Origin of the sequence: Dyella thiooxydans, assembly GCF_001641285.1 — a bacterium.
Lineage (GTDB): Bacteria > Pseudomonadota > Gammaproteobacteria > Xanthomonadales > Rhodanobacteraceae > Dyella_A > Dyella_A thiooxydans.
In genome coordinates this window covers 790,662-811,322 of record NZ_CP014841.1, presented here as the reverse complement: position 1 = coordinate 811,322, position 20,661 = coordinate 790,662, and the positions used below count along the sequence as shown (strand labels likewise).

Below are 20,661 nucleotides of genomic sequence, written 5' to 3'. Positions count from 1 at the left end.
AGCGCACCCTGTGCGCGACCTGCGGGATGCGGCATCGGTCTGACAGTCGCGCACAGGGTGCGCTCCTACGATTCGTGCGATTCATCGGGTCTGCTCCAGCACATCCAGCACGCGGGTGTTTTCTTCCGGCGTTCCGATGGTGATGCGCAGCGCATCGCCCAGGTTCGGATAGCGGCGCACGTCACGCACCACGATGCCGGCGGCCAGCAGGCGTTGGTAGACAGCGGCCGCATCATCGAAGCGCACGGCGATGAAGTTCGCCTGCGATGGCAGCACCTCGCGCACGCCGGGCACGGTGGCCAGCGCATCGGCCATGCGCGCGCGCTCGGCTTTGATCTGGTCGATATGCCCGCGCGCCTGCGCCTGCCCGGGCGGCGACAGTGCGGCCAGCGCAGCCTCGACGCAGGGCAGCGGCAGCGGATACGGCGGCATGATCCTGCGCAGCAGCGCAATGACCTCGGCATGCGCCAGCAGCGTGCCGATGCGTGCACCGGCCAGCGCCCAGGCCTTGGACAGCGTACGCAGGATGCCGACATGCTCGTAGCGGTCGATCAGGCCGGCCATGCTGGGCGCGTCGGCGAACTCGACGTAGGCCTCGTCGACGATCAGCAGCGCGCGACCTTCCAGCGCCTTTGCCAGCCGTTCGACCGAAGCGGCCGGGATCAGCTGCCCGGTCGGATTGTTCGGAGTGCAGACGAAGACCAGCTTCACCGCCGGGGTCATCGCGGCCAGCACGGCGTCGACGTCCAGCGCGAAGTCGGTGGCCAGCTGCGCCTCGATCACACCCGCGTTCTGGATGCGCGCGCACACCGCGTACATGCCGAAGGTCGGCGGCTGGATCAGGATCGCGTCCTCGCCGGCGCGGCAGAACGCGCGCACCAGCAGGTCGATCGCCTCGTCGCTGCCGCGGCCGACCAGCAACTGCTCGCGGCGCACGCCGTAGAGTGCAGCCAGCGCATCGACCAGCGCGGCCGGTTGCGGATCGGGATAGCGGTTGCAGCCGACGCCCGCCTCGCCGAACGGCGCCCACGCCGACTCGTTCGCGTTGAGCAGGATCTGCCCACCACTGGCCTCCATGCGCGCCGAGGAATACGGCTGCATCGCGCGGATCTCTGGGCGCGCCAGGTCGAGCACGCTCATGCGCGGCTCTCCAGCACGTCCAGCCGCATCGACACGGCGCGGCGGTGCGCCTCCAACTGCTCGGCGGCAGCCAGCGTGACCGTGCACGGACCGATCGCGCGAAGGCCATCGGCGCTCACCTCCTGCACGCTGATCTGCTTGACGAAGCTGGCCACCGACACGCCGCTGTAGCTGCGCGCGTAGCCGTAGGTCGGCAGCACGTGGTTGGAGCCGCTGCAGTAGTCGCCCACCGATTCCGGCGTCCAGGATCCCAGGAAGATCGAACCGGCGCTCTCGATGCCGTCGAGCAGGGCACGCGGCTCGTCAGTCTGGATGATCAGATGCTCGGGCGCGTAGCGGTTGCTCACCTCGACCGCCTGGGCCAGCGAGTCCACCGCGATCAGCCGGCTCTGCGCCAACGCCTTGAGCGCGGTCTCGCTGCGCGGCAGCGTCGCGACCTGCCGGTCCACTTCCGCGGCCACGGCGTCGAGCAGCGCGGCCGAGGGGCTGAGCAGCACCACCTGCGAGTCCTCTCCATGCTCGGCCTGCGACAGCAGGTCGGCCGCCACGAAGGCCGGACGGGCGACGTCGTCGGCGATCACCAGCACCTCGGATGGACCGGCCGGCATGTCGATGGCGGCACCCTCCGGGTCGCCCGACACCTGCAGCTTGGCCTCGGTAACCCAGGCGTTGCCCGGGCCGAACAGCTTTTCGCACTTGGGAACACTGTCCGTGCCGTAGGCCATCGCGGCGATCGCCTGGGCGCCGCCGAGCTTGAACACACGGTGCACGCCGGTCACGCGCGCCGCGAACAGCACGGCTTCGTCGCAGCGGCCGTCAGCACGCGCCGGGGAGCACAGCACCACCTCGCGGCAGCCGGCGATCGCCGCCGGCACGCCCAGCATCAGCGCGGTGGACGGCAGCGGTGCGGTACCGGCCGGCACGTAAAGACCAACCCGGGTGATCGGGCGCAGCATGCGCTCCACGCGCACGCCCGGCGCCGTCTCCACGCCCACTGACCTGGGTTGAGACGCGCGATGGTAGGTGTCGATACGCCCAGCCGCCTCGCGGATCGCCGACTTCAGCGCTTCATCGAGCGCAGCCTCGGCGGCGTCGAACTCGGCAGCCGTCACCTCGATGGCATCAAGCGCGCAGCGGTCGTACTTGGCGCTCAGTTCACGCAGCGCCACGTCACCGTGCGCGCGTACCTGGGCGATGATCGCCGCCACGCCCTGCTTCAGCTCATCCGCGCGGGCCTGCGCCGGGCGGGCCAGCGCCTCGCGGCGCGCCGTCTCGTCCAGGGTGTTCCAGTCCAGCCGTTTCATGGTCTTGCCCTCGGGCCCGCTCAGGCGAGCATCTTTTCCACCGGCAGTACGAACATCTCGCGTGCACCGGCCTTCTTGATCTCTTCCAGCTGGCGCCAGCTCACCTCGCCGGCGCACAGCGCCTGCAGCATCAGCTGGTCGGGCTGTCCGGCCACCGGCAGCAGGGTCGGCTGCGGGCCGCCCGGCAACAACCGGGTCACCGCCTCCAGTGCGCTGCGCGAGGTCTGCAGCAGCAGCAGGCGCGACTCGCTCACCTGGATCACGCCGTCCAGGCGCTTGAGCAGCAGTTCGATCATGTCGCCGCGCTCGTCGGTCGGCAGTGCTTCCGGCCCGGCCAGCACCGCCTCGCTCTCCAGCAACACGTCGACCTCGCGCAGCTGATTGGCAACCAGCGTGCCGCCGCTCTGCACCAGGTCGCAGATCGCGTCGGCGGTGCCGAGCTTGGGGGCGATCTCGACCGAACCGGCCAGCGTCACCACCTGGGCATCGACGCCCGCATCGCGCAGCCACCTGCCCAACAGACCGGGATACGAGGTGGCGATGCGCTGGCCGGCGAGGCTGGTGGCGCTTTCGTAGGCCATCTCCTGCGGCACCGCGACCGACAGCCGGCAACGGCCGAAACCGAGCGGACGCCACTCCTTCAGCGGCGCGCCATCGATGCCGGCGGTAAGCGAAAACTCATCCAGCACGTTGCGGCCGACGATACCCAGGTCGCACACGCCCTGCTCGATCAGCCCGGGAATGTCGTCGTCGCGGACCAGCAGCAGGTCCACCGGCTCACCCTCGCCGAAGCAGAACAGCTTGTCGCGGCTCTGCCGGAAGGTCAGCCCGCAGCGCTTGAGCAGGTCGAGCGCCGGCTCGGTAAGCCGGCCGGATTTCTGCATCGCAATGCGCAGGCGATCGCGCGTCTTCATGCCTTGTCCTTTTTCTGGTTCGTGCGGCGCCGGGCCGCGCGCGCGGCCGCCGCCAGGTAGCCGCCACTGCCCTGGTTGAGATACCGGGCCACCCGTCCGATCGTGGTGATGCTGACCGCGGTCCGCTCGTGGATCTCCCGGTAGGAGACGCCCTCGAGCAGATACGGAACCACCCGCCAGCGGTCGACCAGCACCTCCAGCTCCGCCGGCGTGCACAGGTCGTGCAGGAACGCCGACATCTCCCCGGCGTTCTTCAGCGACAGCAAAGCCTCGCAGAGGCTCAGCTCGGCGGACTCGGCGGGGGTTTCGGGGTCGACGGAACGGCGCTTCATAATGTGCTAATGCGTTAATACATTTGCACAGTCTAGCGAGCCGTCCTGCGCCTGTCGAGCGCCCGCTCCCGGAGGCCGGGTTTTCGTGTGGATCGGCGGAGCGAAGTGCTGCCGCCCAGGGAGAGCCGTCAGCGATCCCGGTGGGAGCGCGCCTGCTGCAGGCGCCGGTCGAGCGCATCGAGGAACGCCTCGGGCAACTCGGCCCGGATCGGCGCCCGCCACCAGCCCGGGCGGGCGAAGCGGACGCACTTGATGGCGTCCTTGTCGGTCATCAGCAACGGGCGCGCACCGGCGAATGCCAGTTCCGACGCGCGGAACGCGTGGTGGTCCGGAAAAGCATGGCCGTCCACCTCCAACCCCTGCGTACGCAGGCTTTCGAAGAAGCGGTCCGGGTGGCCGATGGCGGCCACCGCGGCCACCGGCGTACCGGCGAAGCTGGCCAGCGGGCGCTCCTCGCCGTCGAGCAGCGCAACCGCGGTGCCGCCGACCAGTCGCATCGGGAACTCATCGGGCCCTGCGGCACCGTTGGCGACGCGGAAATCGACCCGTCGCAGCCGCGACAGCGGCTCGCGCAGCGGCCCGGCCGGCAGCAGCCGGCCGTTGCCGAAACGCCGCGCGCCGTCGACCACGCAGATCTCGACATCACGCGCAAGGCGGTAGTGCTGCAGGCCATCGTCGGCGATCACCATGTCGCAACCGGCCTCAATCAGCAGCGCGGCGGCGGCGGGTCGGTCCCGCCCCACCGCCACCGGCGTGCCGCCGGCGCGGATCAGGCAGGGCTCGTCGCCGAATGTCGCCGGATCGGGCTGCGCGTCCAGCAACGCCGGCTCGCGCTGGGTGCCACCATAGCCACGACTGACCACGCCGGGCCGCCAGCCGCGCCGACGCAGCGCATCGACCAGCGCCAGGGTCAGCGGCGTCTTGCCGGTGCCGCCGGCTGTGAGGTTGCCGACCACCACCACCGGCACGGGCAGGCGGACACGATGCAGGATGCCAGCGCGGTACAGCATCCGCCGCAGGGCGGCGAGGCTGCCGTAGAGCGCGGCCAGCGGAAACGTCCAGGCCTGCGGGCGTCGATCGCCGTACCAGCTCGCCTGCAGCTCGTCGGCCAGCGCCATGGCGCGTCAGTCGCCCGCCGGCGCCTGGAACTGCATGCGGTGGAGCGCGGCGTAGTGGCCCTGCAGCGCCAGCAGTTCGGCGTGGGTGCCTTGCTCCACGATGCGACCGTGGTCCATCACGGCGATCTGGTCCGCCCCCTCGATGGTCGACAGCCGATGCGCGATCACCAGCGTCGTGCGGTGCTCCATGAGGCGCTGCAGTGCGTTCTGGATCAGCCGCTCGGATTCGGTATCGAGCGCGCTGGTGGCCTCGTCCAGCACCAGGATCGGCGCGTTCTTCAGGATCGCCCGGGCAATCGCGATGCGCTGGCGCTGGCCTCCGGAGAGCATGCCTCCGCCCTGACCGATCTGGCTTTGCAGTCCCTGCGGCATGCGGCCGATGAACTCCATCGCGTTGGCCGCCTCGGCCGCGGCGACGATCTCGGCCTCGCTGGCGCCGGACAGTTCGCCGTAGGCGATGTTCTCGGCCACCGTGCCGTCGAACAGCACGACGCTCTGCCCCACCCAGGCGATTTGCCGGCGTAGCGAGGCCAGGGTGTAGTCGAGGTAATCCTCGCCGTCGAGCACGATCCGGCCGGCGCTGGGCTCGTAGAACCGCGGCAGCAGACTGACCAGGGTGCTCTTGCCGCTGCCCGAGCGGCCGACCAGCGCGGTCACGGTGCCGGGCGGACAGCGCAGGTCCACCCCGCGCAGGGCCTCTGCCTCACTGCGTGGATAGCGCAGGCGGATGCCCTCGAACACGAGATCGCCGCGGGTGCGATCCAGCTCGATCCGGCCATGATCCCCTTCCGGCGCCATGTCCATCACGTCGAACAGATCTTCCGCCGCCGACATGCCGCGCTGGATGTTCGACTGCACGTTGGTCAGTCGCTTCAGCGAGGGAATCATCGCGCCCATCGCGGTGAGCACGGTGATGAACACGCCCGAGGTGATGTGGTCGATCACGTCAGCCCGCGTGCCCAGGAAGACCAGCACGGCCAGCGCAAACGCGGCGACCGTCTGGATCGCCGTGCTGGACGAGGCGCTGGTCAAGGCGATCTTCAGGTTGAGCCGCCGCGCGCGCCGGGTGACCTCGTCGAACCGCGCGCCCTCGTGGGGCTGGCCGCCGTAGATGCGGACTTCGCGGTAGGCGCCCACCGATTCCTCGACCGTGCCGGTGACCGAGCCCATCGACCCCTGGATACGCCGGCTGATGCTGCGGTAGCGGCGGCTGACCACGGTGGCGATCAGCGCCACGGCCGGCACCATCACCAGCAGGGCCAGCGTGAGGTAGGCACTGTTGTGCAGCATGACGTACAGCATGCTCACCACGGTGACGCCTTCGGTCACCGCGATCTTGATCGCATCGGTCGACGCCGACGCCACCTGCTCGCTGGTGTAGGTGATGCGCGAGATCTGCTGGCCGGACGGCTCCGCGCCAAAGAAGGTCGCCGGCAGCTTCAGGTAGGACCCGAACACATCCATCTGCATCGCCTGCACGACGTGGCGGCCGATGTAGGAGATGCCGTAGCTGCTGAGGAAGGTGCCGATGCCGCGCACGGCGAAGATGATCATGATCCAGATCGGCATCCAGAAGATCAGATGCGGATCCTTGTTCTTGAACAGGTCGTCGAACAGCGGCCTGAGCAAGTTGGTGAACACGGCCAGCGCACCGCCATCGATCGCCATGCCGAGAATCGCGAGCAGCCCGACCGTCCGGTACCGGCGGGTGTATCCGAACAGGCGCTTGTAGACCTCCCAGGTCTTGGCGTCCCAGACTCCTCGTCGCTCCGCGGCATTCACCGCTCCGCCCCCGGCTTCTCCGGCGTGGTAGCGATCGACAATCGGGTGAAGCCCAGTTGCCCCAGCGCATCCATCGCGGTCACCACGTACTGGTGCGGCGTCATCGCGTCGGCGCGGATCACGACCTGGCCGTCTCGCCGGCCGCCGGAGTTCTGTTCCAGCATCTGCTTGAGCGGCTCGATGCCTTCGCCAAGCACCTCGTCGCTACCTACGTAATAGCGGCCATCCTTGTCGATCATCACCGTGAGCAGCGGCGCCTGCACGTCGCGCTCCTCGGCGCTGGCCTTGGGCAGGGTCACCTGCATGCGCGAGTGCTGGATGAACGTGGTGGTGAGCACGAAGAACATCAGCAGCGTCAGCAGCACGTCGATCAACGGGATCACGTTGATCTCGAAGTCGTCGCGACGACGGTCCGAACCGATACGCATCGGTTTCAGCCTGCCGCCGGGGTGCGGCGCGGGCGCGGCGTCGCCGGTGCACCCGGCGTGCCGAAGGTGAGATCGTCCAGCAGGGCGATCGCCTCCTTCTCCATGTCGACGCAGTATCCGGCCACCTTGCTGCGGAAGTAGCGATGCAGCACATAGGCCGGGATCGCCACCACCAGACCCGTGGCCGTGCAGATCAGTGCCTCGCCGATGCCGCCGGCCATCTTCATCGGGTCGCCCACGCCGCCACGCATGACGTCGAGGAACATGCGGATCAGGCCGATCACCGTGCCGAACAGTCCCAGCAGCGGACCGATCAGCGCGATCGTGCCTAGCGTGTTGAGGTAACGCTCCATCCGATGCGCCACATGGCGGCCGGTGTCCTCCAGGCGCTCCTTGATGATGTCGCGCGAGCGGTCGCGCACGACCAGGGCCGAGGCCAGCAGTTCGCCCAGCGGGGAGCCGCTGGCCAGGGTTTCCAGGTGCTTGGGATCGAGCTGGCCCTTGCGGGCCCAGTCACGCACTTCCTGTCCCAGCCCGGGCGGGAGCACGGACGAACGGCGCAGCGTCCAGAAACGCTCCAGCACGATCGCCAGGGCGATCGCCGAACAAAACAGGATGGGCGCCATCGCCCAACCGCCAGCCATCAGGATTTCCAGCACAACGCCCCCGCAGGATGCAAAGCAGAACGAAGCCGGCATCATACCAGTCCGAACCGCGCGTTCCGTGGGCTGCGTCCGGCTGCCGAAAGCCGGCTCGTGATGCTAGCGCTCGCGCCAGTAGCGGCTTTGCCGAAGCCGCTCTCCAGGCCAGGCACGGACCGGGGCATCGACCGGAAAATCCAACCGCAGCGCACCCTCGCTCGCCGTATTGAGCAACGGCACGCCCGCGGCCCGGTAGCGGGCCACCACCGCCGGGCGAGGATGACCAAAGCGGTTGTGCCATCCGGCCGAAACCATCGCCAATGCGGGATGCAGCGCAGCGATGAAAGCCGCGCCGGACGAGGTTTCGCTGCCATGGTGTGGCACCGTCATCGCCACCGGCCGGCCGGAAGGCACGCCCGCAGCGACGTCCCCCTCCACCCGTCGGGTGATGTCCCCGGTAAGCAGCAGGCGATCGCCGCCACCCTCGACCAGCAGCACGCAGGAACGGTCGTTGTCGTGCGACGGCCGCCCGTGCGGATTGAGCACACGGAAAGTCACGCCGTCCCAATGCCAGGACTGACCCGCCACGCATGGCGCCATCGGCATCGGCATCCGCGAGGGCTCGCCAGCCAGTCGGCGCGGGACGTGAAACGCCTCCAGCACGGCGCCAGCACCGCCCGCATGATCATTGTCGCCATGGCTGATCATCAGCAGATCCAGCCGGCGCACGCCGAGTGCCCGCAACGAAGGCACCACGGCCGCCGCCCCGACGTCGAAGCCTGACGGATAGCGGGCACCGGCGTCGTAGAGCATGGCATGGCGATGCGTCCGCACCAGTACCGACAGCCCCTGCCCCACGTCGAATACCCAAGCCTGGAAGCCACCCGCAGGGATCGGTGGCCGCGCAGGCAGCAGCAGCGGCAGGAACAACAGGCCGCCGAGCCAGCGGCACGGCGTCCCGCGCGGCGCCAACATCCAGAGCGCGCCGAGCATCGCCAGCCCCAAAGCCCACGGAGTAACCGCCGGCAGGTACCACGCCGCTCCGGGCCACGAAGCCATGCGCGCCAGCAACCACCAGAGCGCGTGGCCGGTGGCGGCAGCCAGAGCCAGCATTGGCGCAGCCAGCGGTGGACACAGCAGCAGCGCGAGCACGGCCAGCAGGGTGGCCGGCACCATCAGCAGGCTGACCACCGGCACCGCGACCAGGTTGGACAGCGCCCCGACCAGCGAGGCCTGCCCGAAGAACCAGAGCGTCAACGGCAGCAGCGCAATGCTCATCACCCACTGACCGCGTACCAGCTCGCGGGCGAACGTCCGCCAGCTGCGGCCCTGCACGCCAAGGCAGAGCATCAGGAATGCCACTCCGACGAACGACAGCCAGAAGCCGGCCGCGAGCACCGACAGCGGATCCACCAGCAGCATCACCAGCAGCGCCATCGCCAGCGCATGGCGCCCATCCAGATGCCGCCGGCGACTGCGCGCAACCACCGCCACCGCGATCATCAGCAGGGTGCGCAGTGTCGGCAGGCCCATGCCCGCGAGCAGGCCATAGGCCAGGGCCGCGACCAGCGCCGCAGCCGCTTGCGCGCGGGATCGTGGACATCTCAACCCGAGCCCGGGAAACAGTGCATAGATCGGCCAGACCAGCCCGACCCCGAACGCCGCGGCCACGCCTACATGGAAGCCGGAAATGGCCAGCAGGTGGGAGACGCCGGTAGCCCTCGCCACCGCCCAATCGTCGGGGTCGAGTCCACGCGTATCGCCGACCGCGAGTGCACGCAGCAGTGCCGCGTCGTGCGGATCGGCCATCCGGGCGTCGATCGACGCTGCCAGGTGCAGGCGCAGGCGGTCGACACAGGCCGATGCACCCAGCCGCCGGTTGTCACCGCCTTCGCGAACGTAGCCCACCGCATCGATCCGGCGCTCCAATGCGGTGCGCTCGGTATCGGCGCCACCTGGATCGATCATCCCCCGCGGCCGCCTCAGGCGCACCCGCAACTGCCAGCGCTCGCAGGGACGCAACACGCGGGAAGGGTCGTACCAGGCCAGTCGAACCCGCCCATGCCACGCCACCTGACGTCCATCGAGCCGGGCCGAGTCGATCCGGAACGCAAATCGCGTACCGTCAGCGCGTGGGTCCGGCAGGTCGAGCAGTTGCCCGGTCACCAGCAGAACCTCGCCCTCCAGCGCATGCGGCAGGCGTGCATCCATCGCCGCTGCACCACGCCACATGGCCCATGCCACGCCAAACAGGATCCAACCGAGACTGCGCGCCCGGCGCGACAGCCAGCAAGCCGTCGCTCCGGCTCCAAGTCCTGTCACGGCCAGCGAGAGCACGAGGCCGCGCGGCAGCGCGGGAAACACCTGCACGACCAGCACGCCGAGCAGCAGCGCGACACTGGCCAGCGGAACGCCGGCCTTGAGCGATCGTTGCGGCAACGTCCATGTCCCCTGCGCCCGAACCTGCCTCCAAGGCTAGCGTCGGACGGGGGATCGTCAGGACGAAACGAGCGTAGGCGAGGGCCGTCGCACGACGCGCGGCAACCACCCCGATGTCATCGGGGAATCAGATCTCGCCAACCAGCGAGGCCGGATCGTTCCGCACCTGCTCGTTCAATACCCCGTTGTGCAGCACCAGGGTGCGGTCCATGCGCGCCGCCAGCCGGGTATCGTGGGTGACCAGGATGAAGCTGGTGCCGATCTCCCGGTTGAGTTCGAGCATCAGTGCATAGACCTGTGCCGCATTGGCCTCATCGAGGTTGCCGGTCGGCTCGTCGCCCAGCACGCAGGCTGGCCGGGTCACCAGCGCACGGGCCACCGCACAGCGCTGGCGCTCGCCGCCGGACAGCTCGGAGGGCTTGTGCCCGAGCCGCGCCGAAAGCCCGACCCGGCCGAGCAGTTCGGTAGCAGCACGCTGCGCCTTGGCGATCGACTCGCCCCGGATAAGCAGCGGCATGCATACGTTCTCCAGCGCGGTGAACTCGGGCAGCAGATGGTGGAACTGGTAGATGAAACCGAGCGAACGGTTGCGCACACGACCGCGGTCGGCGTCGGACAACGAGGACAACCGCTGGCCATCCACTTCCACTTCGCCGGCGCTCAGCGTGTCCAGCCCGCCAAGGATGTGCATCAGCGTGCTCTTGCCCGAACCCGACGCGCCGACGATGGCCGCCGTCTCGCCGCGCTTCAGCTCGAAGCTCACGTCGGTGAGCACGTCGGTGCGCAGCTCGCCGTCCTCGTAGCTCTTGGCGACGTGGCTGGCGCGCAGTACCACGTCGTTGCGTGCATTCATCGGCTTATTCATAGCGCAGCGCCTGGGCCGGCTGGGTGCGCGAGGCGCGCCAGGCGGGATAGAGGGTGGCCAGCAGCGAGAAGAGGAAAGTAACCAGGGAAATCCAGCCCACGTCCACCGCTTCCAGCTTGCTCGGCACGTTGGAGATGTAATAGACGTCCGGCGACAGGAACTGCACGTGAAACACATTCTGGATCCAGTCCACGATGTTCGGCAACTGCCACGACAGCAGCGAGCCCAACCCCACGCCCAGGCCGATACCGACGAAGCCGACCAGCACGCCCTGCACCATGAAGGTGGCCATGATGCTGCGCGGCGTGGCGCCGAGCGTCCGCAGGATGGCGATATCCGCCTGCTTGTCGGTGACCAGCATCATCAGCATCGAGATCAGGTTGATCACCGCCACCAGCACGATCAGCGACAGGATGATGCCCATCACCTTCTTCTCCATCGAGATCGCCGAGAAGAAGTTGCTGTTCTCCTGCATCCAGGTGCGCACGCTGTAGAGCTGGCCGAGGTCGCGACTCAGCTCGCGGGACACCGGGCCGGCGTTCCACAGGTCGTCCAGGCGCAGGCGGATGCCGGTGGGGCCGGACAACTCGCCGAGCTTTTCGGCATCGGTCATGTTGACCAGGGCCAGGCCCGAGTCGTACTGCTGCATGCCCATCTCGAACACCCCGGACACGCGGAAGCCGCGGATCCGCGGCACAGCACCCAGCGGCGTGGCCCGGAACTGCGGCACGAACATCGTCACGTGGTCGCCCACGGTGACGCCGAGCTGCATCGCCAGCTCCTTGCCCAGGATGATGTTCCAGCTGCCCGGGGTGAGTGAATCCCAGCGACCCTGCACCATGTGCTTGTCGATATCCGAGGCCTTCGGCTCCAGCGACGGCTCGATGCCGCGGACCATGGTGCCGGTGGAGCCGTAGGTGCCCTGCAGGAATGCCTGCAGGTCGACATAGGGCGCCGCACCGCGCACGTGCGGGTTGGCCTCGGCCTGCTTCACCGTGCCCTGCCAGTCGTGGATGCTCTCGCCCACGCCGGCGATGGTGGCGTGCGAGACCGCACCGAGAATGCGCGAGCGCAGTTCGTTGTCGAACCCGTTCATCACCGACATCACGGTGATCAGCGCCATCACGCTGATCGTGATGCAGATGATCGACACGGTGGAGATGAACGAGATGAACTGGTTGCGGCGTTTGGCGCGCGAGTAGCGCAGGCCGATGAAGAGTTCGAGCGGTCGGAACATGGCAACCTGATCTGTGGGGGCCGGCCAGGCGGCCGGCAGAGAGGCCTGATCGCTCAGGTCGTCCTTTGGGACCGCGCAAGCGCGCCAGAGTGCCCGATGCGCCGGCGGGGTACAACCGGCTCAGATGGCTGGCGGGGACGGCACGCCCTGCCCGGCCGCGAGCCGCATGCGCAGGCGACGCCGGGTATCGGGATCGCTGTTGTCCGGCAGCAGCCAGAGCACCTGCCGGCGCTCGCCGACGCGCAGTTCCAGCACCAGACAGCCGGCCAGCATGCGATGGGATGCCAACACGGCCGGGGTTTCGACCCCATCCCGTCCGAGCAGCAGCCAGCCCGCATCGGGACTCCAGCCGACCGAGGCCGGCGGCGTGGTCTGCCGCATGCGGCTCGCCAGCACGAGGGCCATCGCCGCGCTCGCGAGCACCAGCTTGCCCCAGCCCGGCAGCCCACTGAGCGCAACCGAGAGCATCGCCAGCGCCAGCATACCGATCAGGCCGAGCGCGAGCCCCCGCGATGGCCGGTATTCAAAGCCGATGGCGGGCGCGGATGTCATCGATGATCGCCTGCCAGTCCTCGCGTGGTGCGCGAGCATGCCCCATCACCCAGTCCCACAGGTCGGGGTCCTGCACGTCGAGCAGCTCGTCGAAAGCCATTCGCGCGGATTCGTCCGCCGCGGCGAACCGCTCGTCCAGCCAGCCGCCGAACAGCGCATCCAGCTCGCGGGTGCCGCGGCGGGTGCGCCAGCGCAGTCGTTTGATCCGGGCTTCTTCCACGATTCCTCGAGCCTCCAACGCATGCGGGCTGCCCTGGGGCAGCCCGCACGAAAAACGACGTCAGCCCATCGCTCAGGCCGCGCGGCGCTGCACGATCAGCTTCTTGATCTCCGCGATCGCCTTGGCCGGGTTCAGCCCCTTCGGGCAGGTGCGCGCGCAGTTCATGATGGTGTGGCAGCGGTACAGCTTGAACGGATCTTCCAGGTCGTCCAGGCGGGCACCGGTGTCCTCGTCGCGCGAATCGACGATCCAGCGGTAGGCCTGCAGCAGGATCGCCGGGCCGAGGTACTTGTCGCCGTTCCACCAGTAGCTCGGGCAGCTGGTCGAGCAGCAGGCGCACAGGATGCACTCGTACAGGCCGTCGAGATGCTTGCGGTCTTCCGGCGACTGCAGGCGCTCGCGGTCGGGCGCCGGGCTCTGCGTCCGCAGCCAAGGCTTGATCGAGGCGAACTGCGCATAGAAGTGGGTGAGGTCCGGGACCAGATCCTTGACCACCGGCATGTGCGGCAGCGGGTAGATCTTGACGTCGCCCGAGGCGCACTCCTCGATGGCACGGGTGCAGGCCAGCGTGTTGGTGCCGTCGATGTTCATCGCGCACGAGCCACAGATGCCCTCGCGGCACGAGCGGCGCAGCGTCAGCGTCGGATCGATCTCGTTCTTGATCTTCAGCAGCGCGTCCAGAACCATCGGACCGCACGCGGCAAGATCCACCTCGTAGGTGTCGATGCGCGGGTTCTGGCCGTCGTCCGGCGACCAGCGATAGATGCGGAATGTGCGCGGCTTTTTCGCGCCCTGGGCGGGGAAATGCTTGCCCGGCTGGATCTTCGAATTCTTCGGGAGGGTGAACTCTGCCATGTGCGGAACCCTTCAATCTCGTTAGGAGGGCCTGACGGCCCCGACCACCTGCGATGCGCGGGCGGTACCGGCGATACGCATCGCCGGTACCTGCCGAATCAGTAGACGCGCTTCTTCGGCGGCACCACCTCGACCTCGTCGGTCATCGTGTACATGTGCACCGGACGGAACTCGAAGCTGCTCTTGCCGGCCTGGTCCACCTTGACCAGGGTGTGCTTCATCCACTGCTCGTCGTTGCGGTCCGGGAAGTCCTCGCGGGCATGTGCGCCGCGGCTTTCCGGGCGCTGCTCGGCCGAGTGCATGGTCGCCACCGCCTGCGCCAGCAGGTTGGACAGCTCCAGCGTCTCGATCAGGTCGGAGTTCCAGACCAACGAGCGATCGGAAACCTTGACGTCCTTGAACGAGTCGTAGACCTCGGAGATCTTGCGCTTGCCTTCCTTGAGCGTGTCGCCGGTGCGGAACACCGCCGCATCGCTCTGCATGGTGCGCTGCATTTCCGCGCGGATCTTCGCCGTCGGCGTGCTGCCGCTGGCATTGCGCAGACCGTCGAAGCGGGTCAGTGCCTTGTCCAGCGCGCTGGCCGGCAGGTCCTTGTGCGCCGCGCCCGGCTTGATCACTTCGGCGCAACGGTTGGCCACTGCGCGGCCGAACACGACCAGGTCGAGCAGCGAATTGGAGCCCAGGCGGTTGGCGCCATGCACCGACACGCAGGCCGCCTCGCCGATGGCGAACAGGCCCGGCACCACCGAATCCGGGTTGCCGTCCTTCAGCTGCACCACTTCGCCGTGGTAGTTGGTCGGAATGCCGCCCATGTTGTAGTGCACGGTCGGCAGTACCGGGATCGGCTCCTTGGTCACGTCCACGCCGGCGAAGATGCGCGCCGACTCGGCGATGCCCGGCAGCCGCTCGTGGATCACCTCGGCGCCGAGATGCATCAGATTCAGGTGGATGTGATCCTTGTGCTCGCCGACGCCGCGACCTTCGCGGATCTCGATCGTCATCGCACGGCTGACCACGTCGCGGGAGGCCAGATCCTTCGCGTTCGGGGCATAGCGCTCCATGAAGCGCTCGCCCTCGGAGTTGGTGAGGTAACCACCCTCGCCACGCACACCCTCGGTGATCAGGCAGCCCGCGCCGTAGATGCCGGTCGGATGGAACTGCACGAACTCCATGTCCTGCAGCGGCAGGCCGGCACGCAACACCATGCCGCCGCCGTCGCCCGTACAGGTGTGTGCCGAAGTGGCGCTGAAGTACGCGCGACCGTAGCCGCCGGTCGCCAGCACCACCGCCTGGCCACGGAAGAAGTGCAGCGTGCCCTCGTTCATGTCCAGCGCCAGCACGCCGCGACACACACCTTCCTCGTCGAAGATCAGGTCGATCGCGAAGTACTCGATGAAGAACGAGGCATCGTGCGCCAGCGCCTGCTGGTACAGCGTGTGCAGGATCGCATGACCGGTGCGGTCGGCCGCGGCGCAGGTGCGCTGGGCGGTGCCCTTGCCGTAGTGCGTGGTCATGCCGCCGAACGGGCGCTGGTAGATCTTGCCTTCAGCCGTGCGCGAGAACGGCACGCCGTAGTGCTCCAGCTCGATGATCGCCGGGATCGCCTCGCGGCACATGTACTCGATGGCGTCCTGGTCACCGAGCCAGTCGGAGCCCTTGATGGTGTCGTAGAAGTGGAAGCGCCAGTCGTCCTCGCCCATGTTGCCGAGCGCGGCGGAAATGCCGCCCTGCGCCGCCACCGTGTGCGAGCGGGTCGGGAACACCTTCGTGATGCACGCAGCCTTCAGGCCCTTCTCGGCAAGGCCGAAGGTGGCACGCAGGCCGGCACCGCCGGCGCCCACCACGATCACGTCATACTTGTGCTGTTGGATCTTGTAGCTTTCCACGTCAGGCTCCCAGGGCGATGCGCAGCACAGCCAGCACGCTTGCCAGCGCGCCCAGCACCGCGAGGAATTTCACCAGCACCAGCAGGGAAACTTCCTTCCAGCGGGTGTGCACGTAATCTTCGATCACCACCTGCAGGCCGAGCACGGCGTGCCAGAACATGGCGATCACGAAAGCGATCAGCAGGACCGCGTTCCACGGGCGGGCCACCACCGCGTGCGCAGTCGCGTAATCGGCGTGCACCAGACGCAGCACCGTCGCCAGGAACCACAGGCCGAGTACGACGAGCGCGGCAGCGGTCACGCGCTGGGTCCACCAGTGTCCGACACCGGACTGGGCCGAGCCCAAGCCACGGGCACGCTTGATCGGATGGCGCAGATCCTTGGCGCTCATGCCGCACCTCCGGAGGTCAGCACGAAAGCCCAGACCAGCAGGGTGATCACGAAGCTGCCGATGATCGACAGCCAGCTCGAGCGGACGAACTGCGCGATGGCATAGCCCGCGCCAGCGTCCTGCACGAGATGACGGATGCCGTTGCACAGGTGGTAAGCGAACGCCCAGGTCCAGCCGAACATGACCACCATGCCGAGCGGACTGCCGACGCAGCTGGTGAACTGCGCGAATGCCTCGCTGCCGCCAGCCAGGGCCAGCAGCCCCCAGAGGACGATCAGGCTGCCGATGGCAAGCACGATGCCGGTCGCGCGATGCAGGATCGAGGTCAACATCTGCACCTGCCACTTGTAGATCTGCAGGTGCGGTGAGAGCGGTCGTGATGTGTCTGCCATGTTGGCTATCCTGGTGTGGAATCGCTTTTGCCCATGCCGGCCGACTCCGAGCGTCCGCCAGCGCGAAGCGTCAGAAGTCGATGCAGCGCCCATTCTTTTCCCAGTCGCCGTAGCGCGTGGGGTCGGGCGCAGGACGCTCCTCTGCCGGGTCTGGCCGATCGTTTCCGAACGGCAAAACGGCCCCCGCCGCTGGAGCGGCCGGCTGCTTCGATTCGGGAGGGGAGCGTGTGTCGGACATGGTTCTTGTTAGCTGAACAAGCGTAATACTTGTGCCCTGCCGGTACAACCTGAGGGGACCGTGCCCCTTGCCTGAAACGCCTTCGTCCCCAGTAACGAAAACCATGTCCCCAACCGCCCCCACCCTGCCCGCCGAAACCCTCGTCATCGAGGGCCCCGATGCCGCGCAGTTCATGCATGGCCAGTTCACTTCGCCGGTACTCGCGCTGTCCGTGGGATCGTGGCAGTTCAGCGCCTGGCTGGATGCGACGGGGCGTGTCCGCGCACTGTTTCATCTTGCACGGCTTGCCGACCAACGCTGGGTGCTGCTGCTGCGAGGAGGACAGGCCGGGGACCTGAAGAACGAACTTTCGCGCTTCGTGTTCCGCGCCCGGGTCGAACTGCTGGTGCAGCCAGTCGGTCTGCTGACCGCAGGACCGGCGATGGCGCTTCATGCGACAGAAGAAGCCGAAGGAATCCTGCATGTCGGCTGCGGCGATCACTCGATCGTCATCGCAGCCGAGGCCCCCGGCGACGATCTGCGTGCGATGCAGATCCGCGAGGGCTGGCCATGGCTGCCCGCCGGAGCGATCGGCCAGTACAACGCCGCGTCGCTCGGCCTTCATCACCTCGGCGCCGTCGCGCTCGACAAGGGTTGCTATCCGGGCCAGGAGATCGTGGCGCGACTGCACTATCGAGGAGGAAACAAGCGCAGGCTTTGCCGCGTCATGCTGTCGCAGGCGGTCGCGCCGGACACGCGGCTGAAACGTGTGGGTGATGGCGCAGAGCTGCATCTGCTCGATGCCGTGGGTGGAGACTCGGGCGTGACGGGACTCGCCGTTGCGCACGAGGACTGGCTGATCGCTTCGCAGGACAGTCATGATGCACTGCTTACGTGCGGCGCACGCGCACGGATCGTCGAATCATGGGGCGAATAGCCGCATGTTGCCATGCCGCAAAAGTGAGTGCCGCGTGAATTCCATGACCATGGCACTTGCCATCCCCGGAGGCCGCCACTAGGCTCCGCGAAAATTTTTGGCCGGCCACTCCTACCGCAGTGGCTCGAGCACGCGACGAACCGGAGGAGTCCGGATCGGCGCGACCCGGCAGAAATGCCGGAGAGAATTGCCGCCATACGAGGCGGAGATGTCGCAGATGCCCTGGACCATTCGATGGTGGCTGGCTGCGACTCTGGTCAGATCTGGCACAGACGTCGAACTGACTCGCCACAATCCCGTGGCAAGGACATCCGCGATCCCAAAGTTTCGATCCGGTGTCATCAATCCAGGTGGAACGGCCTGCCCGCCCGTCCACCGCAATGGCGCCTGAGAACCGGTTTCCTTCCGGCCATGCGTACAGCACGTTGGAGGCAGACTATGAAACTTTCCGTATTGCTGTGGATGGCCTCGTTGCTGCCCCAGCCGGTGGCCGACCAGACCTGTCTGGCGACGACCGTCTACCTGGAAGCCCGCAGCGAACCGACGATGGGGCAGCTGGCGGTTGCCGAAGTGGCGCTACGGCGTCGCGACCGCGGCCAGTGGGGCGATACCGTGTGCAAGGTCGTGACCGCACCGCACCAGTTCGCCACCACCACCACACCGGGCTCGTTCGACATCACCAACCCGGTCGCCTTCGCCAAAGCCTGGAAGATCGCCGGCGAGTCGATGACGAACTGGGAGCTGCCGCTCGCCGAACGCCATCTGGTCGTTCCACATGCGGACCATTTCGCTACCGTGGCGATCACTCCGGCTTGGTCGATCAACCGCACCGGCCGCACCATCGGCGAGCATCGTTTCTACGCCGTGAACTAACGAACCCGTATCGCGCAGAAAAGAAAAAGCCCTCCTTTCGGAGGGCTTTTTTTTGGACGTCCAAAGAGCAAAGTGGACTAGCGCGGATAGACGTGATCGCCCTGCACCTGCACGTAATCACCCTCGCGCACCCGGGGATCATCGCGCTGGGTCACGGTGACGTACCGGCCCCCGTCCAATCGCACGGTGACCTGCCAGGCCACGTCGGTCCCACTGTTGGCCGTGGCCACCTTGTTGCCGACCACACCGCCGGCCACCGCACCAGCAACGGTGGCAGCCTTGCGGCCATCCCCCTTGCCCACCGTATTGCCGAGAAGGCCGCCGGCGACCGCGCCGATCACGGCACCAAGCGTCCCGTTGCTCTTGCGCTCGACGTAGACCTGCTGCACCTCCTTGACCACGCCGCAGTTGTCGCATCGCGCGGGCCGGCTGTCGTAGACCGGAGCGGGCCGACTGTACCCCCCGTTGTTGTAGGGCGTGGTTTCGCACCCCGCGAGTGCAATGCTCGCGAGAGCTGCGGCGATCAGCAGTGGAATCCTGCGTGAAGTGGGCGACATGGGCTCCTCCTCGACTGGATGGTGGAAAATCAGCGCGCGTCGGAAACCGCCGTCACGCCTTCCTGGACCTGCACGCGGTCGCCGGGATCGTGATCCATCCGCACCGTGCGCGTGACCCCGTTGTATTCGTAACGGACGTCATAGCCGACGATCTTGGTGGTGCTGTCGTTCACTGTGGTGCACCGGCGCTGGACCGAGGACGTGGTGTTCGCATGCTGGCGACTCTCTTCGATCTTCTTGCCCGCGTAGCCACCGCCGAGCGCACCGGCCACCGTCGCGAGCGTCTTGCCCTTGCCACCACCCACCTGGTGGCCGAGTACGCCGCCGACCACGGCGCCGATCGCAGTGCCCGCGATCTGGTGCTGATCCTTCGGTGGCGTGGTGGTATTGACCACCTCGTCGTGGCAGACCTGCTTCGGGGTGCTGGTGGTCTTCCGAACCGGATCAACGCTCACAACCTTGGCGTACTTCGGGCCGTTGGCTGCGGCACCTGTCGCTACACCGGCGTCCGCACTCGCATCACGATTGCAAGCCGATACACTGGCCGCCAGCGCAGCCGCCACACACACGTGAAGCACGTTGACCATCAACCGTTTCATCAGATCTCTCCTTTTTGGATTCCCCGCGAGCAACGCGATCTGCGCCCCTCGCGTTTCGCCTGTTCATTGAAACCCTGCACAACTGAATACGACCTAGCTCCGACTCGTCATTTTTCCTTCACGTGATCGAAGACACGGATCGGAGTCGTACACCCCATCGGAAAGTGGCCGCCATCCATCATGACACCTCTCGTCGACAGCCACGTACACCTCGATGACGCCCGATTCGACGTGGATCGCGATCGGGTGCTGGAGCGCGCGCGAGATGCCGGCGTCGGGGCGATGATCGTGCCGGCCATTGCCGCACCTGGTTGGGAAGCCCTTGCAGACCTGGCGAAGGAGCACGGCGACGTCTTTCCCGCATACGGCATGCACCCGATGTTCCTGCCGCGGCACCGCCTCACCGATTGCGACCTGCTCGACCAATGGCTCGATACGCACCGGGCGGTAGCGGTTGGTGAAATCGGCCTGGACTACTTCGTCGAAGGCCTCGACCGGGATCGGCAGCAGGTCCTGTTCGACAGGCAACTGTCCGTCGCGGTGAATCACCGCCTGCCCGTGATCATCCATGCCCGCCGAGCCGTCGATGCCGTGATCGCCGCAATCCGCCGCCATCCGGGGACAAGGGGCGTCGTTCACAGCTTTTCCGGAAGCGCCGAGCAGGCGGCGCAGCTATTCAAGCAGGACTTCCTGGTCGGCATCGGTGGCCCCGTGACCTACCCCCGGGCGCAGCGGCTCAGGCGCGTCGTCGCCGAACTCCCAGCAGAGCAGTTGCTGCTGGAAAGCGACGCCCCGGACCAGCCCGGCATCATGCGCCGCGGACAGCGCAACGAGCCTTCGGCGATTACCGAAACCCTCGCGGACCTTGCCGCTCTCCGGGGCGAGCACGTCGAGCAGCTCGCCGCAGCCACCACCGAAAACGCTCGACGGCTCTTCGACCTCGGCACCCCTGCCCGCTGAGGCCCGTGCGCCGGAGGATGCT

Annotated in this window: 23 protein-coding genes; 3 read left to right on the top strand and 20 right to left on the bottom strand. The window is 67.6% G+C overall.

Annotation, left to right across the window (positions count from 1 at the left end):
* Positions 1-81: 81 nt before the first annotated feature.
* The 18 genes from hisC to ATSB10_RS18855 form a co-directional block, all read right to left on the bottom strand.
* Positions 82-1,140, bottom strand: a complete 1,059-nt coding sequence (gene hisC, locus ATSB10_RS03720; RefSeq protein WP_063670590.1) for a histidinol-phosphate transaminase — start codon at positions 1,138-1,140, stop codon at positions 82-84.
* A complete protein-coding gene (gene hisD, locus ATSB10_RS03715; RefSeq protein WP_063670588.1) occupies positions 1,137-2,444 on the bottom strand; it encodes a histidinol dehydrogenase in 1,308 nt (435 codons plus the stop codon). Before hisD ends, hisC begins: the two co-directional genes overlap by 4 nt.
* Before the next feature lie 20 nt (positions 2,445-2,464).
* Positions 2,465-3,358 carry an ATP phosphoribosyltransferase gene (gene hisG, locus ATSB10_RS03710; RefSeq protein WP_063670587.1) on the bottom strand — a complete coding sequence of 298 codons (894 nt, stop codon included), beginning with the start codon at positions 3,356-3,358 and terminating at the stop codon, positions 2,465-2,467.
* The gene (locus ATSB10_RS03705; protein ID WP_063670586.1) at positions 3,355-3,690 is read right to left on the bottom strand and encodes a YerC/YecD family TrpR-related protein; all 336 of its coding nucleotides are present in this window, start codon (positions 3,688-3,690) and stop codon (positions 3,355-3,357) included. Before ATSB10_RS03705 ends, hisG begins: the two co-directional genes overlap by 4 nt.
* A gap of 128 nt (positions 3,691-3,818) precedes the next feature.
* A complete protein-coding gene (gene lpxK / locus ATSB10_RS03700) occupies positions 3,819-4,808 on the bottom strand; it encodes a tetraacyldisaccharide 4'-kinase (RefSeq protein ID WP_063670584.1) in 990 nt (329 codons plus the stop codon).
* Between the two features lie 6 nt (positions 4,809-4,814).
* Complete coding sequence (msbA, locus tag ATSB10_RS03695) at positions 4,815-6,590, bottom strand: lipid A export permease/ATP-binding protein MsbA (RefSeq protein ID WP_063670582.1); 1,776 nt, start codon at positions 6,588-6,590, stop codon at positions 4,815-4,817.
* On the bottom strand, positions 6,587-7,018 hold the full coding sequence (locus ATSB10_RS03690; protein WP_063670580.1) for an ExbD/TolR family protein: 432 nt from the start codon (positions 7,016-7,018) through the stop codon (positions 6,587-6,589). The genes msbA and ATSB10_RS03690 overlap by 4 nt, the downstream gene beginning before the upstream one ends.
* Positions 7,019-7,023: 5 nt before the next feature.
* The gene (locus ATSB10_RS03685; protein ID WP_063670579.1) at positions 7,024-7,662 is read right to left on the bottom strand and encodes a MotA/TolQ/ExbB proton channel family protein; all 639 of its coding nucleotides are present in this window, start codon (positions 7,660-7,662) and stop codon (positions 7,024-7,026) included.
* A 117-nt stretch (positions 7,663-7,779) separates the two neighbouring features.
* Complete coding sequence (locus tag ATSB10_RS03680; protein ID WP_083966063.1) at positions 7,780-10,098, bottom strand: DNA internalization-related competence protein ComEC/Rec2; 2,319 nt, start codon at positions 10,096-10,098, stop codon at positions 7,780-7,782.
* A gap of 127 nt (positions 10,099-10,225) precedes the next feature.
* Positions 10,226-10,951, bottom strand: coding sequence for a lipoprotein-releasing ABC transporter ATP-binding protein LolD (lolD, locus tag ATSB10_RS03675; protein WP_063670577.1), 726 nt, complete (start codon positions 10,949-10,951; stop codon positions 10,226-10,228).
* A gap of 4 nt (positions 10,952-10,955) precedes the next feature.
* Positions 10,956-12,200, bottom strand: coding sequence for a lipoprotein-releasing ABC transporter permease subunit (locus ATSB10_RS03670; protein ID WP_063670575.1), 1,245 nt, complete (start codon positions 12,198-12,200; stop codon positions 10,956-10,958).
* Positions 12,201-12,320: 120 nt separating this feature from the next.
* Positions 12,321-12,752: a protein YgfX gene (locus ATSB10_RS03665; protein WP_063670572.1), complete on the bottom strand. Its 432-nt coding sequence runs from the start codon at positions 12,750-12,752 to the stop codon at positions 12,321-12,323.
* On the bottom strand, positions 12,724-12,972 hold the full coding sequence (locus ATSB10_RS03660) for an FAD assembly factor SdhE (RefSeq protein ID WP_063670570.1): 249 nt from the start codon (positions 12,970-12,972) through the stop codon (positions 12,724-12,726). The genes ATSB10_RS03665 and ATSB10_RS03660 overlap by 29 nt, the downstream gene beginning before the upstream one ends.
* 72 nt (positions 12,973-13,044) lie before the next feature.
* Positions 13,045-13,827, bottom strand: a complete 783-nt coding sequence (locus ATSB10_RS03655; protein WP_017461215.1) for a succinate dehydrogenase iron-sulfur subunit — start codon at positions 13,825-13,827, stop codon at positions 13,045-13,047.
* A 98-nt stretch (positions 13,828-13,925) separates the two neighbouring features.
* Entirely contained in the window at positions 13,926-15,713 is a 1,788-nt protein-coding gene (gene sdhA, locus ATSB10_RS03650; protein WP_063670568.1) for a succinate dehydrogenase flavoprotein subunit, read from the bottom strand.
* 1 nt (position 15,714) lies between these two features.
* Complete coding sequence (gene sdhD, locus ATSB10_RS03645) at positions 15,715-16,104, bottom strand: succinate dehydrogenase, hydrophobic membrane anchor protein (protein ID WP_063670566.1); 390 nt, start codon at positions 16,102-16,104, stop codon at positions 15,715-15,717.
* On the bottom strand, positions 16,101-16,496 hold the full coding sequence (gene sdhC / locus ATSB10_RS03640) for a succinate dehydrogenase, cytochrome b556 subunit (RefSeq protein WP_063670564.1): 396 nt from the start codon (positions 16,494-16,496) through the stop codon (positions 16,101-16,103). The genes sdhD and sdhC overlap by 4 nt, the downstream gene beginning before the upstream one ends.
* Positions 16,497-16,566: 70 nt before the next feature.
* Positions 16,567-16,734, bottom strand: coding sequence for a DUF1674 domain-containing protein (locus ATSB10_RS18855; RefSeq protein WP_083966310.1), 168 nt, complete (start codon positions 16,732-16,734; stop codon positions 16,567-16,569).
* A 103-nt stretch (positions 16,735-16,837) separates the two neighbouring features.
* Here ATSB10_RS18855 and ygfZ point away from each other — a divergent pair, with 103 nt between their 5' ends.
* On the top strand, positions 16,838-17,650 hold the full coding sequence (gene ygfZ, locus ATSB10_RS03635) for a CAF17-like 4Fe-4S cluster assembly/insertion protein YgfZ (protein ID WP_063670562.1): 813 nt from the start codon (positions 16,838-16,840) through the stop codon (positions 17,648-17,650).
* A 438-nt stretch (positions 17,651-18,088) separates the two neighbouring features.
* Positions 18,089-18,523, top strand: a complete 435-nt coding sequence (locus ATSB10_RS03630; protein ID WP_017461220.1) for a cell wall hydrolase — start codon at positions 18,089-18,091, stop codon at positions 18,521-18,523.
* A gap of 77 nt (positions 18,524-18,600) precedes the next feature.
* Here the strand turns inward: ATSB10_RS03630 and ATSB10_RS03625 are convergent, their stop codons facing one another.
* The gene (locus ATSB10_RS03625; protein ID WP_063670560.1) at positions 18,601-19,080 is read right to left on the bottom strand and encodes an outer membrane lipoprotein; all 480 of its coding nucleotides are present in this window, start codon (positions 19,078-19,080) and stop codon (positions 18,601-18,603) included.
* Between the two features lie 29 nt (positions 19,081-19,109).
* On the bottom strand, positions 19,110-19,679 hold the full coding sequence (locus tag ATSB10_RS03620; protein ID WP_063670558.1) for a glycine zipper 2TM domain-containing protein: 570 nt from the start codon (positions 19,677-19,679) through the stop codon (positions 19,110-19,112).
* A 180-nt stretch (positions 19,680-19,859) separates the two neighbouring features.
* Between ATSB10_RS03620 and ATSB10_RS03615 the strand changes: the two genes are divergently transcribed.
* A complete protein-coding gene (locus ATSB10_RS03615; RefSeq protein WP_063670556.1) occupies positions 19,860-20,639 on the top strand; it encodes a TatD family hydrolase in 780 nt (259 codons plus the stop codon).
* Positions 20,640-20,661: the final 22 nt, after the last annotated feature.